Origin of the sequence: Streptomyces beijiangensis, assembly GCF_017315755.1 — a bacterium.
Taxonomy (GTDB): Bacteria; Actinomycetota; Actinomycetes; order Streptomycetales; family Streptomycetaceae; genus Streptomyces; species Streptomyces beijiangensis.
Map to the genome: position 1 here is coordinate 1 of NZ_JAFLRJ010000115.1, position 14,400 is coordinate 14,400.

The window sequence follows — 14,400 nt, forward strand, 5'->3', positions numbered from 1 at the left end:
CACCCGCCCCGCGCTGCTCGTCGCCGACGAGGCGCACTTCGCGAAGAACCCCCTCACCCGCCGGGCCCAGGCCGTCTCCGCCTGGGCGGACACCGCCGAGCGCGTCCTGTTCCTGACCGGTACGCCCATGGAGAACCGGGTCTCGGAGTTCCGCAGTCTTGTCCGGATCCTCCGTCCCGATCTGGCTCCCCAGGTCCAGGACGTCGACGCGGTCGCGGGCTCGCAGGCCTTCCGCAGGGCGGTCGCCCCCGCCTACCTCCGCCGCAATCAGCAGGACGTCCTGGCCGAACTGCCCGCCCTCGTCCAGGTCGACGAGTGGGAGGAGCTGAGCGCCGCCGATCTGGGTGCCTACCGCGAGGCCGTCGCGGCCGGGAACTTCATGCGGATGCGCCGGGCCGCTTACGCCCGCCCCGAGAAGTCGGCCAAGCTCGGACGGCTGCGCGAACTGGTCGACGAAGCCGCGGCCAACGGCCTCAAGGTCGTGGTGTTCTCCTACTTCCGCGACGTGCTGGCCACGGTCGGCGACGCGCTTGACGGTTCGTCATCGTACGGACCGATCTCCGGCGACGTCCCTGCCGCCCGGCGCCAGCAGTTGGTCGATGACTTCTCCAGTGCCCCGGGCCATGCGGTGCTGCTCAGTCAGATCCAGGCCGGCGGAGTCGGACTGAACATGCAGGCGGCGTCCGTCGTCATTCTCTGCGAGCCCCAGATCAAGCCGACCCTGGAGCACCAGGCGGTCGCCCGTGCCCACCGGATGGGCCAGGTCAGGACGGTGCAGGTGCACCGGCTTCTGGCAGCGGACAGCGTGGACCAGCGGATGCTCGAGCTGTTGGCCGACAAGACGCGCCTCTTCGACGCCTACGCGCGGCGCAGCGAGACGGCCGACTCGACACCGGACGCGGTCGACGTGTCGGACGGTTCGCTGGCCCGGCGGATCGTCGAGGAGGAGCAACTACGGCTGGGGGCCCGGACCGGGGCGTGACGAACGCCTGCCGTCCGGGCCCCTGTCCGTTCAGATCGCGGTCATCACGTGCTTGACGCGCGTGTAGTCCTCGAAGCCGTACGCCGACAGGTCCTTGCCGTAGCCCGACAGCTTGAAGCCGCCGTGCGGCATCTCCGCCGCGAGCGCGCCGTGCGTGTTGATCCAGACCGCGCCGAAGTCCAGGCTCTTCGACATCCGCATCGCCCGGGCGTGGTCCTTGGTCCACACCGAGGACGCGAGCGCGAAGTCCACGCCGTTCGCGTACGCGACCGCCTGCGCCTCGTCCGTGAAGGACTGGACCGTGATGACCGGGCCGAAGACCTCGTTCTGGATGATCTCGTCGTCCTGGCGGAGGCCCGAGACGACGGTCGGGGCGTAGAAGTAGCCCTTGTCGCCGACCTGGTGGCCGCCCGCCTCGACCGTGGCATGCGCGGGGAGGCGGTCGACGAAGCCCGCCACCTGTGCCAGCTGGCCGGCGTTGTTGAGGGGGCCGAAGAGCGCGTCCTCGTCCGTGGGGTGGCCCGTCTTCGTGTCCTTCGCCGCCTGCGCCAGCGCTGTCACGAACGCGTCGTGGATCGACTCGTGCACGAGTACGCGCGTGGCCGCGGTGCAGTCCTGGCCCGCGTTGAAGTAGCCCGCGACCGCGATGTCCCCGGCGGCCTTCGCGATGTCGGCGTCCTCGAAGACCACGGCCGGCGCCTTGCCGCCCAGCTCCAGGTGGACCCGCTTGACGTCCTTGGACGCCGAGGCCGCGACCTGCATGCCGGCGCGGACCGAGCCCGTGATCGCCGCCATCGCCGGGGTCGGGTGCTCGACCATCAGGCGGCCCGTCTCGCGGTCGCCGCAGATCACGTTGAAGACGCCCGCAGGGTGGCCCTGCTCCTTCAGTACGCCGCCGATGATCTCGGCGAGGAGGACCGTCGACGCGGGGGTCGTGTCCGACGGCTTCAGCACCACGGCGTTGCCCGCCGCCAGCGCCGGGGCGAACTTCCACACCGCCATCATCAGCGGGTAGTTCCACGGCGCGACCTGCGCCACGACGCCCACCGGCTCGCGCCGGATGATCGACGTCAGGCCCTCCAGGTACTCGCCCGCCGAGCGGCCCTCCAGCATCCGTGCCGCGCCCGCGAAGAAGCGGATCTGGTCGGCGCACGGCGGCAGCTCGTCGTCCGTCATCTGCGCGATCGTCTTGCCGGTGTCGCGCGACTCGACGGCGATCAGCTCGTCGGCGCGCTCCTCGAAGAGGTCCGCGACGCGCAGCAGCACCTTCTGCCGGGCGGCCGGGGTCGCGTCCCGCCAGGCGGGGAACGCGGCCGCGGCGGCCTCCATCGCGGCGTCGACGTCCGCGGCCCCGGAGAGTGCGGAGGTCTCGTACACCTCGCCCGTGCAGGGGTCGGTCACGTCGAGGGTGCGGCCGTCCGCCGCTTCCCGGAATTCGCCATTGATGTAGTTACGCAGCATGGGCTCCACACTGGACGAAAGCCCGGCCCACGTGACCTGCCAATGTGGAGCGGAGCGGGCTGTCGCCCTGTGCAGAGCGGCAGAGTGCGGGTCACATGTGGTGATGGGGCTCATAACCGGGAATCGTTCCGTCCGGTTTGGCCACCAGGAACAGGCCGGCCATGCCCATGTCGGAGTGGCTCTGGACATGGCAGTGATACATCCAGGCGCCCGCCCCGACGTGCTCGCCCGCCAGGACCTGGAAACCGAAGGAGTCCGCAGGGCCGACGATCTTGGTGTCGACGACACGGCTCGGGTCGTCCGGGCCGGTCAGCATCCCCGTACGGTTGTCCGCCCAGCGATGTCCGTGCACATGGAACGTGTGGTAGTACTCACCGTGCGTGATCATGACGATCTCGACGCGCTCGCCGACCGTCGCCTGGAAGTCAGGGCCCATGTGGCCGGAGACGTTGTTGATCGTCATGTCGTTGAAGACGATGGTGAAGGTCTTGTCGGGGAGCAGGTCTCCCTTGCGCCGCACGACCAGCCCGCCGTAGAGCCCCTTGCGGATGCCGCCCGTGCCGTGGTCCGTGCCGACGACATGGTCGTGGTAGTGCCAGTAGCCCGCGCTGCCCGGCTGGTACGTGCCGTCCTTGCGCCTGCCGGGTGTGTGCGTGCGCCAGGTGTACGTACGCGTGCCGCCCGGTTCGACCTGGCTCTTGTTGAGACGTGTGCCGTCGCTCGCCACGTCGTAGTCCACGCCGTGGGCGTGCAGGCTCGCGTCGACGTCCATGGTGTTCTCGAACTCGATGTGCAGGGTGTCGCCCTCGGTCAGCTCGATGAGCGGGCCGGGGATCGTGGCCTTGCCCTTCTCCAGTCCGTACCCCATCTGCCCGTCGGCGAGCTTCTCCGCGTACAGCTTGAGATGGCGGACCGCGCCGCCCGCGGGGGCCGTCGGCGCCGTGACGGCCGCCGCACTGTCGTCCGCCGTGGCCAGCGACAACGATGTCACCCCGGCCGCCGTGACCGCGCCGCCCGCGAGCAGGCGCTTGCTGAAGCTCCGTCTGTCCAGGCTCATACCGAACTCCCCACCGCTGTACGGATCTTGAGAGGTTGACGGGGCACACGAGACCCCCGGGACGCCGACACGGTAGCCGGGGACTCTTCGTTTATCCACACCCAGGACAAAGTTCGTGCCATTGCGGTCATACCTCTTGGCGAGTTACGCAAAGGGGTCTAGCTTCATCCGCGTTTGCAGTGACCTCTGAGGGGTGGGTGAACGCATGCAACACCAGCGCAGATCGAGACGTGCCATGGTCGCGGCCCTCGCGGCCGGCGCCCTCGGCGCCTCCTTGCTCGCCGGAAACGCGGCCACGGCGCAGTCGCCACCGGATCCAGATGCCATCAGGACAACGTTGTCCCTGCCGTCGCCGCCCGGCACGAGCAATGTGAAAGTGCTCGTTTTCCACGGCTCGACGGGCGAAGAGTCCCCGACCGTGGACGCCGGGATCGCCGCCATCGAGAAGATCGGGCTGAGCGGTCCCGCGGGGCAGCGGTTCAAGACCGTGGCCACGGACGACGCCTCCGTCTTCACCACCGCCAAGAAGCTCGGCTCGTACAACGCGGTCGTCTTCCTGACCGGCGGCGGGGACATCCTCGACCCCGAGCAGGAGGCCGGGCTCGAGACCTACATGGAGGCGGGCGGCGGCTTCCTCGGCATCGCGGACGCGGCACGCACCGAGCCGTACTCGGACTGGTTCACCGGACTGGTCGGCGCACGGCCCGCAGCGAACAGCCCAACCGCCGTGCAGCGCGCCACTGTTGAGGTCGGCGACCGGCAGAATCCGGCCACCAAGGACCTGCCGCTGGAGTGGAAGCGGCCTGACAAATGGCTGAACTGGACGAAGAACCCGTCCGGTGATGTGCACACCGTGGCCCGGGTACGCGAGATCACCTACCAGCCGGGCGCGAGCGCCAACGGCGCCGACCACCCCATCTCCTGGTGCCGTGACTACGACGGCGGCCGGTCCTTCTACACCGGCATGGGCTCCACGGCCGACTCCTTCAGCGAGGTCGACTTCCGCGACCATCTGCGGGGCGCACTGCTGTGGACGACCCGTCTCGTACGGGCCGACTGCAAGGCCACCATCAACGCCAACTACAAGGCCGAGCGCGTCACCCAGCCCAACCAGCCAGGACAGAACGACCAGATCGGCGAGCCGCACGGCGAGGTCATCGCCCCTGACGGGCGCGTGCTCTACATCGGGCGCGGCGGCGCGGACTCCAATCAGCCCGTCGTCACCGACTGGGCCGACCCGGACGTCGGCAAGGGCATCGGCCAGATCCACGTCTACGACCCGAAGACCAAGAAGGTCACCCTGGCGGGCGGTCTCACCGTCTTCGGCAACAAGGGCGGCGGGGACGAGCTGACCAAGGTCGAGGAGGGGCTGCTCGGCATCGAGCTGGACCCCGGATTCGAGCAGAACGGCTGGGTGTATCTGCACTACACACCCCACTCCCAGCTCGACCGCGACAAGCAGATCGCCGAGCGCCGCGTCTCGCGCTTCACCCTCGACCTGGCGACGAACAAGCTCGACCTCGCCTCGGAGAAGGTGCTGCTCAAGTGGCCGGTCCAGGTCCACAGTTGCTGCCACGCGGGCGGCGGAATGGCCTGGGACTCCAAGGGCAACCTCTACATCGCGACCGGTGACAACAACTCCTCCGGATTCAGCGACGGTTACTCCGGCAACAACCCGCAGCCCAACTACAAGGGCCTCTCGTTCGCCGACGCGCGCCGCACCGCCGGCAACACCAACAACCTCAACGGCAAGATCCTGCGCATCCACCCCGAGCCCGACGGGACGTACACCCTCCCCACGGGCAATCTCTTCACGGGCAAGGAGCAGGACGAGGGCGGCGGCAAGACCCGCGGTGAGATCTATGTGATGGGCGTACGCAACCCGGCGCGCATCTCCGTCGACAAGAAGACCGACATTCTCTACGCGGGCTGGGTCGGCCCCGACGCGGGCGAGCCCTCGACCACCTGGGGCCCTGCGAAGTACGACACCTTCTCGGCCATCATCAAGGCGGGGAACCACGGCTGGCCGTACTGCATGGGCAACAAGCAGCCCTACCGCGACCGCAATCTTCCCGACCCGAGCAAGCCGCTGGGCTGGTACAACTGCGACGCCCCGAAGAACGAGTCGCCGAACAACGACGGCCTGGTCAATCTGCCGCCGATCACCGGCAACACGATCTGGTACTCCCCCCAGGGCGGCGGCATCGACTACCCGCGCGACGCCAACGGCATCCCCAGCTACAAGAAGGAGGAGGGCAAGCAGCTCCTCCCGTGGCTCAAGGGCGGCGGCCAGGCGACCATGAACGGTCCCGTCTACCGTTACGACGCCGCTTCCGCCAGCGCCGACAAGTGGCCCTCGTACTGGGACGGCAAGTGGTTCGTCGGCGACTTCTACGACGGCGACCAGCCGCGCAACGCGGTCCTCACCGACCCCAAGACGGTCGGCAAGGGCGGTCTCCCGACGCACGCCGAGTCCCTGAAGAAGATCATCCCGGTGGGCGCGGACGGTATCCGCAACCTCATGGACTGGAAGTTCGCGCCGGACGGTTCGCTCTACGTCCTGGACTACGGCCGCGGCTTCTTCACCTCGGACTCCAAGTCGGCGCTGTGGCGCGTCACTTACAAGGGCGGCGAGGCGACTCCGGCCGCCGCCGATCTGGCCAGGAAGGCGGAGTAGCGATGAAGCGAAGAACTCCCCGGCTCCGAAGGCCCAGGATGTGGGTGGTCCTGCTGTCCGCCCTGCTGATGGTCCTCGGGCTGACGTCCACGGCGGCATACGGCCGTACCGACGACGCTCAGGAGGCCCAGCAGGTCCTCACCTGGACCGCGGGCGACTCGATCACCCAGTACACCTCGGCGCCCGCCACCGCGGTGGCCGGAACGACGACGATCGTCTTCGAGAACAGCGCGGCGACCGGCAACACCTCAGGCATGCCGCACACGCTGACCTTCGACGTCTCGGACCCCGAATACAACAACGACGTCCCGCTGAACATCCTCGCCAACCCGGGCGACGACCAGGGCGGCAAGCACACCGCCGAGGTCACCCTGACCCCGGGCCGGTACCGCTACCACTGCACGATGCCCGGCCACGAGACCATGCAGGGCATCCTGGTCGTCACCGAGGGCGGCGGCGATGACACCACCGCGCCGGAGACCTCCGCCAAGGTCGAGGGCGAGAAGAACCAGGCCGGCGCCTACATCGGCCAGGCGAAGGTCACGCTGAGCGCGACCGACGCGGGTTCGGGCGTCGACACGATCGAGTACGCGGACGGGGCGGCCGGCGCCTGGACGCCGTACACCACGCCCGTCGTCGTCTCCACGGTCGGCGACCACACCCTCCGCTACCGGGCGACCGACAAGGCGGGCAACGCGGCCGCCGAGAAGTCGGAGACCTTCACGGTCGCCGCCCCGCCGACCGACGACAAGACCCCGCCGGAGACCTCGGCGACGGTCAGCGGCGAGAAGGACGCCGACGGAAACTACCTGGGCATGGCGACGGTCACCGTGACCGCGTCCGACACCGGCTCGGGCGTCAACTCCATCGAGTACGCGGTCGGTTCGGCCGGGGCCTGGACCGCGTACACCGGTCCGGTCATGGTCCACGCGCTGGGTGCGCAGACCGTCCGCTACCGGGCCACCGACAAGGCGGGCAACGCAGCGGCCGAGAAGGCGGTCGACTTCACGGTCGTCGCCCCGCCCACCGAGGACAAGACCCCGCCCGAGACCACGGCGGCCCTCGACGGGACGCTCAACTCCGACGGCGCATACATCACGAGCACCAAGGTGACGGTCACCGCCACCGACGCGGGATCGGGCGTCGACAAGGTCGAGTACTCGCTCGACGGCGGCCCCTACCTCGCGTACACGACGCCGGTTCTCGTCGACCGCGTGGGCCGGCACACCTTCGCCCACCGCGCGACCGACAAGGCCGGCAACACCTCGGGCGCCAAGCAGTCGGCGTTCACGATCGCGGAGGGTGGCGGCGTCCCGGCGCCCAACTGCCCCGAGTGGGACGAGCGGTTGACGGTCATCGTCGGCACGGTCGACACGGGTGTGCCGAACCGGATCACCCGCAGCCGGTGCACGATCAACGAGCTGATCGAGGACGAGAAGGAGTGGACCTCCCAGGCCCTCTTCCTCAAGCACGTCGAGAAGGTGCTCGCCAAGCTCCGGACCGACGGCGTCATCGACCTGCGCGAGCACAAGAAGATCACCAAGGCGGCCAGGCAGTCCGGCATCGGCAAGCCCGGCCAGACGACCGGCTACCGCGACATCTTCGACGGCACCGCACAGTCCCTCGCCAAGTGGCAGCACGTGGGCGGCGGCAAGTTCGGCCTGAACGCCGACGGTTCGATCACCAGCTCCACGACCGTCGACGGCATGGGCATGCTCTGGTACCCGCAGCGCAAGTACGCGGACTTCTCGCTCAAGCTCCAGTGGCGCGACGACGCCCCGGGCACGGGCAACGCCAACGGCGGTGTCTTCGTACGCTTCCCGTGGGTGCACGACAACCCCGAGGAGTCACGCCCCGAGTGGGTCGCCATCAAGTACGGGCACGAGGTCCAGATCCTCGACAAGCCCGACGGCGACATGTACAAGACGGGCTCGCTCTACGGATTCGACCGCGTCGGTCTGGGCGGCGCGGGCGTCACCCCCAAGGGCACCTGGAACGATTACGAGATCCGGGTGGTGGACCAGCACTACTCGATCCTCCGCAACGGTGTCCTGATCAATGAGTTCGACAACGTGGGCGGCCAGGACTTCTTCCCGGCCCGCTCGGATGACCCTGGGACCGACGGCCGGCGGTTCGCCGACGGCTACATCGGTCTCCAGGTCCACTCCACCACGGATGTGATCTCCTACCGCAACATCCGCATCAAGGAGCTGTAGCGGCTCCGGCTGCCGCGGTCGGCGTACCCCCCTCACCTGACGGGAGGGGGGTACAGCCTTCCCCGCCGGGCGTCGCGCTCGGGTCGGGACTCGGTGAGGCCGTGTCCGAGGGCGAGGGGCAGGCCGGCGGTGTGGAGGCCGAATCGCTCGGACTGGGGCTGTCACTTGCGGTCGGCGAGGGCGACGGCGACGGCGACCCGGAATCACTGGCGCCGGGACTCGGGCTCGCACTCGGGCTCGCACTCGGGCTCGGACTCGCACTGCCGGAGGGCGAAGGACTGCCGCTGGGACTCTGCGACGGCTTGGCCGTGCTCGATGGCTTTCCGCCGGGCTGCGGGCCGATGATGATCCCGCCACCGTCACCGCCACCGGGCTTGGCGTCGCGCGGCGGCCTGGGATCGCCCTGCGCGCTTCCCGCACCCGGACTCTGCGGCAACACACCCTGCCCGTCGGCGACTTGGTGCACGCCTTCGCGGTAGAAGGACAGCCACGACAGCACCAGCCGCAGATACGCGTCCGAGTGGTTGTAGCTCAGGATCGAGCGGTCCAGATCGGTTTTTACGGCAAGATCCCTGTCGCCCGCGCAGAGGTAGTGCCCGGCCGCGAGCGCCGCGTCGAAGATGTTGTTCGGATCCTTCTTGCCGTCGCCGTTCCCGTCCTGTCCCCAGGTCGCCCAGGTCGACGGGATGAACTGCATCGGCCCCACGGCCCGGTCATAGGTGGCGTCCCCGTCGTACGCCCCGCCGTCCGTGTCGGAGATGTGCGCGAACCCCGAGCCGTTGAGCACGGGCCCGAGAATCGGCGACAGCGTGGTCCCCTGCGCATCGACGGCGCCACCGCGCGCCTGTCCCGACTCGACCTTGCCGATCGCCGCGAGCAACTGCCACGGCAGCCTGCAGCTCTTGTCGGTCCGTGCGAGATCGCCCTCCGCCTTGCGGTACGCGGCGAGCACCGTGGCCGGGATCCCCTGGTTGTCCCAGGTGGGCCCGGAACCCCCCAGGGTGACGGAGATCTTCGGCGCCGCCGGGGTGACCAGAGGCGGGATCTCGGTGTGGTACGAGTCGTCGGTCGGCCCCTCGACCTGTGCGGTCGTCGGCCCGCCCGCGGTGTCCTGCCCGGGCGAGGCCGACTGGTGCGCCACGAGCCCTGGTGCCTGCGATGCCGTCAGTGCGGCCATCGCCGCCGCGGCCACCGCCGTACCGCCCAGTCCTCGTCTCATCCGTCGCGCGTGCCTCATCCGTCGCTCCCTGATCGGCTCTTATCGGGTGAAGGTGTCGATGTTCGCTATCCGCCAGCTGCCGCCGGTGCGCACCACGTCGACGGCGAACATCGCGGCGGCGTACGTCGTTCTGTCGTCCTTGGCGGCGGTGTTCGTGTTGCTCTGGTCCGCGTAGAGCAGGACCCGCGCCCGGTTCCCGTCGATGAGCTCCACCCCGCTCTCGGTGACCGTGGTGGTCAGTACGAGCTTCTGTTTCGCCGCCTGGGCGCGTACCGCCGCGAGCATGTCCTTGTGCTGCTGCACCGCCTTGCCGGTGAGCAGGGTCCGCGCGGCCCGGTCCGCCGTGCCGGTGTTCGCGTAGTTGTACGAGAAGAGAGAGTTGACGGCGTTGGTGACCTGGCCCTTGACCTCGGTTGTACGGGCGACATCCGAGAGGGCAACGTTGCTGGTGGCGGAGGATTCGCGCAGGTCGGACGCCTGGGTGCCCGCGTAGGCGGCGAACCCGCCGAGCAGCACGGTCAGCAGCCCGAGCACGACGGGCAGCCGGGCCCCCCTGGGAAGGGATCTCCTCGCGGCAGCCCGGGTCTCCCCATCCGCTGCCGTCTCTTCCGTGACAAGCACCGGCCCGGCCACCGCCTGCGGCACGTCCCGCTCGGGCTCTTCCTCGTCCGGCCGCGGCTTCACCCGGACCGCCGTCACAGGTGTCGCAGCCGCCAACCGCCGCTGCCGGTTGATGAGATGACGGGTCGTCGACATAACGTCCTCAGTTCCTGTCCTGTCCGATCCGGTCCGGATTCAGCTTGCGGTGTTGCCGACGGGCGCCTGGCCGAGGGCGCTGAGCTTCCAGACCCCCGAGGTACGGGTGAGCTCCCCCAGCAGCCGGCTCTCCTTGGCCGCCGGTTTGCCCTTCGGGGCGGTCACCGTGATGCGCAGCGCCACCATCACGCTCGCCTTCCCCGTCCGCTCGTCGAGCTCGGTGACCGCCCCCGACAGCACCTTCGCCGTGGACACCGTCTGCGCCTGCTGGATCTGCTTCTCGAACTGCGGGCGCCCGTCGGTCAGTTGCTTGTGGAGATCGCCGGTCGTGGACGCCTCCCAGGAGTCGAGACCGTGCGCCAGCCGCTTGTAGTCGAGGGTGTTCATGTTCTGTACGGCCTGCTCGCCCGCCTGCAGCGCGTCGTCCCGGGTCTGCGCATAGCCGGCCGACTCGTCGTGCGCCGCCGCGTACCAGCTCCAGCCGCCCCAGCCGGCCGCCCCCGCGGCCAGCAGCGCCAGCGCGAGCGCCACGACCGTCAGCGGATTTCTTGCCGTCCTCAGACTCAGCATGTACTTCGTCCCCCTCAACGGGCCTTGATGTCGGTGATCAGCCAGCGGCCGCCGCGCAGTTCGGCGGTGACGGACAGCTGTGCGGCCACCGCCCCGGCCACCTTCCCCTTGCGCTGGGCGGTCTGATCGAGGAAGACCAGAAGGTACGCCTCGCCGCCTTCGAGCCTGACGACCCCGGCCCGTACGACCTGGGTGGTGAGCGTCAGCTGCTGTTCCACCGCACGGGTCCCGACCTGCCCGAACAGCTCGGTGTACTGCTCGGCCGCCTTCCCCGCGAGCAGTTCGCGGGCCGCCTTCGCGGTGACGCCGGTGTCCTCGGGCGTGTACGAGAAGATCTTGCCGAGGGCGTTGCTGACATCCCCCGCCACCTGGGCGGTGGTCTCGGTGTCGGTCAGCGCATGGTTCCTGGCCGCCGGGACATCCCTCAACTGGTGGGCACGGAACAGGAATCCGACCCCACCGCCCACCAGCAGTACGACCGCCAGTGCACCCGCGAGGAAGCCGCGGCTGCGACGCCACCAGGGGCCTGCCTTCCCGGCCTCCGCGCCCTCATCGGCGCCCGGGACATCCTCGACCGCCCCGGCAGCCTCGGCCTCTTCGGCCTCTTCGGCCTCTTCGACGTTCTCGGTGACGCTCACGCGCTGCCCTTCCCCACCGGCACCGCGTTGAGCACGGTGACCTTCCAGCCGTCCGGAGTCCGGGCGAGCGAGGCCTCGAAGCGCTTGCGGTCACTGGTGGCCGAGCCGCTCTTCGGGGTGATGTCGACCTTGACCGTCGCGATCAGCGAGGCCGTCCCCGCCCGGTCGTCCAGCGCGGTGAGCGCCACGTCCGTGACGGTCCCGCGCGCGGAGGTCCCGGCCCGGGCGAGCGTGGTGCGGTCGGTGGCCCTGGTCGATGCGAGCTTGTCGTGGAGTGCGCCCGTCGAGGCGTCGAGCCACTGTTTCAGACCGTCGTCCGTGTGGCTGACATCGAGTGTGTTGAGCTGGGCGACGCGCTCGCGCCCGGCGGCCAGGGCGGCGTCGCGCGAGGCGGAGTATGTCAGCGAGTCGTCGCCGCGCGTCTGCCAGTACACCCATCCGGAGAACCCGCAGAAGAGCACTGCGGCCACGACGACCACCCAACTGACCACTCTGGTACGTCCGTTCACTGCGCCCCTCCCAGTCCGAGCAGCCCGCTCATATCGGTCGGCGCGTTCGCGGGCACGGCCGGCTGCCCCAGCACTCCTGGGAGCGGACCTCCCGCATCGGCTCCCAGGAGCAGGGACCCCGGCTTCGCGGGGGCTGGTACCGCTCCCCCGCCGGGCGCCTGGGCCGACCCGCGTACTTCCTTGCCGCTGCTGGCCGGCGCGGTACAACTGGCTCCGGTGTTCAGCGCCGAAGTGGCGCTGGTGTCCAGGCCGTTGCGGTACTTCGTGCCCTCGTAACCGGTCGTGCAGGGCAGCGGCGAGAAGAAGGTGACCGCCATGCCGAAGCGGGCGCCCTTGTCGGTGATCGCGGTGGATCCCGCGGCCGTGACGGCGGGCAGTTTCACCAGCAGCTCCTCGATGCCGCGCTGCCGTGTGACGGCGACCTCCGAGGTGGTGAGCAGATTGGCGAGCACCACGCTCAGGCTCGGGTTGAGGTCGCGCAGCAGCCCGCTGACCTGGGTGGCGGCGTCCGGCGCGGCGGCGATCAGGTTCCGTAGATCCGTGTCGGAGGCCACCAGCTGTCCGGCGAGCCCCTTGGCCCCCTTCGCGAAGGACTTGAGCGCGTCGCCCTCGGCCGACTGGGTGCGCAGTACGGTCTCGCCGTCGATCATCAGCTTGGTGTTGGTGGGCAGCGCCTTGTCGGCGGCCTGGATGAAGTCGCTGCCGTTGTCCATGAGGACCTGCAGGTCCTCCCCCCGGCCGTTGAGTGCCGTGCCGAATTCATCGACGACCGTGCGCAGCGCCTCCAGGTCGACGGACGACGAGAGGTCGTTCACGCTGGTCAGCACATTGGTGACGGGTGCCGGAATGCTGGCGTCGGCTTGCACGATCGTCGAGCCGTCCTCCAGATACGGGCTGCCGTCGTGGACCGGCCGCAGGTCGATGTACTGCTCGCCCACCGCCGACAGGTTCGCGACGACGGCCTTGAGGTCAGCCGGGATACCGGGTGCGGAGTTGTCGATACGCAGCTCGGCCTCCACCCCGTCCTTGGTGAGCCGGATCGGCCCGACCCGTCCCACCGAGACACCGCGATAGGTGACGTTCGAGTGAGTGAACAGCCCGCCCGTCTCGGGGAGTTGCACCTTCACCACGTAATAGCCGCGCAGTCCGACCAGATGCCCGAGGTCCGCGTAGTGGACCCCGAGATAGCCGAGGACCAGTACGGCGATCAGCAGGAATGCCAGGTTCTTCAGCCGGATGGCCGTGGTGATCATCACTGGCCGCCTTTCGTGGACGGCACGGTGATCGAGGGCAGCGGGAGCGGCATCTTCCGGGACTTCACAGCGGGCGGCGGGGTGGCCGTGCCGGGTTCGTACGGCGGAACGATCTGCGTCCCTGGTGCGGCCGTCACATTCAGATAGACGTTGAGGTAGTCGCCCTTCACCCCGCGCAGCACCTCGTCGGTGAAGGGGTACGTGAAGAGCACCTGCAGCGAGTCCGGCAGATCCTGCCCCGAGTCGGCGAGCGCCTTGAGCGTCGGCGCGAGCGCCGTGAGGTCGGCGACCATGTCGTCCTTGCTCTTGTTGATGGTGTCGACGGCGACCCCGGAGAGCGTGTCGAGCGCCTTGAGCATGGTGAGCAGGGAGCCGCGCTGCTTCTCCAGGACCTTCAGGCCGGGGCTCAGCCCGGTCAGTACCCTGCCGACCTCCGTCTTGCGGGTGGCGAGGGTCGAGGAGAGCCGGTTGACGCCGTCCAGCGCGGCGGTGATGTCGGCCTTGTGACCGTCGAGGCTGGTCACCAGCGTGTTGACACGCTCCAGCATGGAGCGGATCTGCGGTTCGCGTCCGCTGAGCGTCTTGTTGAGTTCATGGCTGATGGTCTTCAGCTGCTGGATCCCGCCCCCGTTGAGCAGCATCGACAGCGCGCCGAAGACCTCCTCGACCTCCGGATTGCGGTTGGTCCGGGTGAGCGGGATGGTCTGCCCGCTCCTCAGCATCGCGGTGGACGCTCCCTTCGTGGGCGCGGCGAGCTGGATGAACTTCTCGCCGAGGAGGCTGGACTGCTCAAGGTGCGCATAGGCGTTCTCGGGCAGCTTCACCTTCCCGTTCACCTTCATCGTGACCTGCGCGGACCAGTTGTCCGGCGAGAGCGTGATCTTCGTGACCCGTCCGACGGAGACGTCGTTGACCTTGACCGCCGACTGCGGCATCAGATTGAGGACGTCATTGAAGTCGGCGGTGATCTCGTACGGATGCGAGCCGAGGTCGGCTCCGCCGGGCAGTGGCAAGGACTCGATGCCGTCGAACGAGGGCGCCGAGCACCCGCCGAGTGTCATC

The 14,400-nt window shown here is 69.2% G+C and carries 12 protein-coding genes; 3 read left to right on the top strand and 9 right to left on the bottom strand.

The features are described from left to right. Window positions 1-982, top strand: a 982-nt coding sequence (locus J0695_RS12990) for a DEAD/DEAH box helicase (protein ID WP_206962154.1), incomplete at its 5' end; no start/stop codon positions are given. 30 nt (window positions 983-1,012) lie between these two features. Here J0695_RS12990 and J0695_RS12995 read toward each other — a convergent pair. Next, window positions 1,013-2,443 carry a gamma-aminobutyraldehyde dehydrogenase gene (locus tag J0695_RS12995; RefSeq protein WP_206962155.1) on the bottom strand — a complete coding sequence of 477 codons (1,431 nt, stop codon included), beginning with the start codon at window positions 2,441-2,443 and terminating at the stop codon, window positions 1,013-1,015. Between the two features lie 91 nt (window positions 2,444-2,534). Then, on the bottom strand, window positions 2,535-3,494 hold the full coding sequence (locus tag J0695_RS13000; RefSeq protein WP_206962187.1) for a multicopper oxidase domain-containing protein: 960 nt from the start codon (window positions 3,492-3,494) through the stop codon (window positions 2,535-2,537). Window positions 3,495-3,735: 241 nt separating this feature from the next. On the opposite strand from J0695_RS13000, the gene J0695_RS13005 reads away from it, so the two are divergent. Further along, complete coding sequence (locus J0695_RS13005; protein WP_242552588.1) at window positions 3,736-6,177, top strand: ThuA domain-containing protein; 2,442 nt, start codon at window positions 3,736-3,738, stop codon at window positions 6,175-6,177. A 2-nt stretch (window positions 6,178-6,179) separates the two neighbouring features. Then, window positions 6,180-8,393 (top strand): OmpL47-type beta-barrel domain-containing protein, encoded by a 2,214-nt coding sequence (locus J0695_RS13010; RefSeq protein WP_206962157.1) that lies wholly within the window; start codon window positions 6,180-6,182, stop codon window positions 8,391-8,393. Here the strand turns inward: J0695_RS13010 and J0695_RS13015 are convergent. The 7 genes from J0695_RS13015 to J0695_RS13045 are packed head-to-tail and all read right to left on the bottom strand — an operon-like array spanning window position 8,380 to window position 14,399. Further along, the gene (locus J0695_RS13015) at window positions 8,380-9,630 is read right to left on the bottom strand and encodes a lytic transglycosylase domain-containing protein (RefSeq protein ID WP_206962158.1); all 1,251 of its coding nucleotides are present in this window, start codon (window positions 9,628-9,630) and stop codon (window positions 8,380-8,382) included. The genes J0695_RS13010 and J0695_RS13015 overlap by 14 nt on opposite strands. Window positions 9,631-9,651: 21 nt before the next feature. Beyond that, complete coding sequence (locus J0695_RS13020) at window positions 9,652-10,368, bottom strand: nuclear transport factor 2 family protein (protein ID WP_206962159.1); 717 nt, start codon at window positions 10,366-10,368, stop codon at window positions 9,652-9,654. 39 nt (window positions 10,369-10,407) lie between these two features. Further along, window positions 10,408-10,938 (bottom strand): Rv1363c family protein, encoded by a 531-nt coding sequence (locus J0695_RS13025; RefSeq protein ID WP_206962160.1) that lies wholly within the window; start codon window positions 10,936-10,938, stop codon window positions 10,408-10,410. Between the two features lie 14 nt (window positions 10,939-10,952). Next, window positions 10,953-11,576: a hypothetical protein gene (locus J0695_RS13030; protein WP_206962161.1), complete on the bottom strand. Its 624-nt coding sequence runs from the start codon at window positions 11,574-11,576 to the stop codon at window positions 10,953-10,955. Then, window positions 11,573-12,085 (bottom strand): Rv1363c family protein, encoded by a 513-nt coding sequence (locus tag J0695_RS13035; protein ID WP_206962162.1) that lies wholly within the window; start codon window positions 12,083-12,085, stop codon window positions 11,573-11,575. The genes J0695_RS13030 and J0695_RS13035 overlap by 4 nt, the downstream gene beginning before the upstream one ends. Continuing rightward, window positions 12,082-13,338: an MCE family protein gene (locus J0695_RS13040; protein ID WP_206962163.1), complete on the bottom strand. Its 1,257-nt coding sequence runs from the start codon at window positions 13,336-13,338 to the stop codon at window positions 12,082-12,084. Before J0695_RS13040 ends, J0695_RS13035 begins: the two co-directional genes overlap by 4 nt. After that, complete coding sequence (locus J0695_RS13045; protein ID WP_206962188.1) at window positions 13,338-14,399, bottom strand: MCE family protein; 1,062 nt, start codon at window positions 14,397-14,399, stop codon at window positions 13,338-13,340. Before J0695_RS13045 ends, J0695_RS13040 begins: the two co-directional genes overlap by 1 nt. Between the last annotated feature and the right edge of the window lies 1 nt (window position 14,400).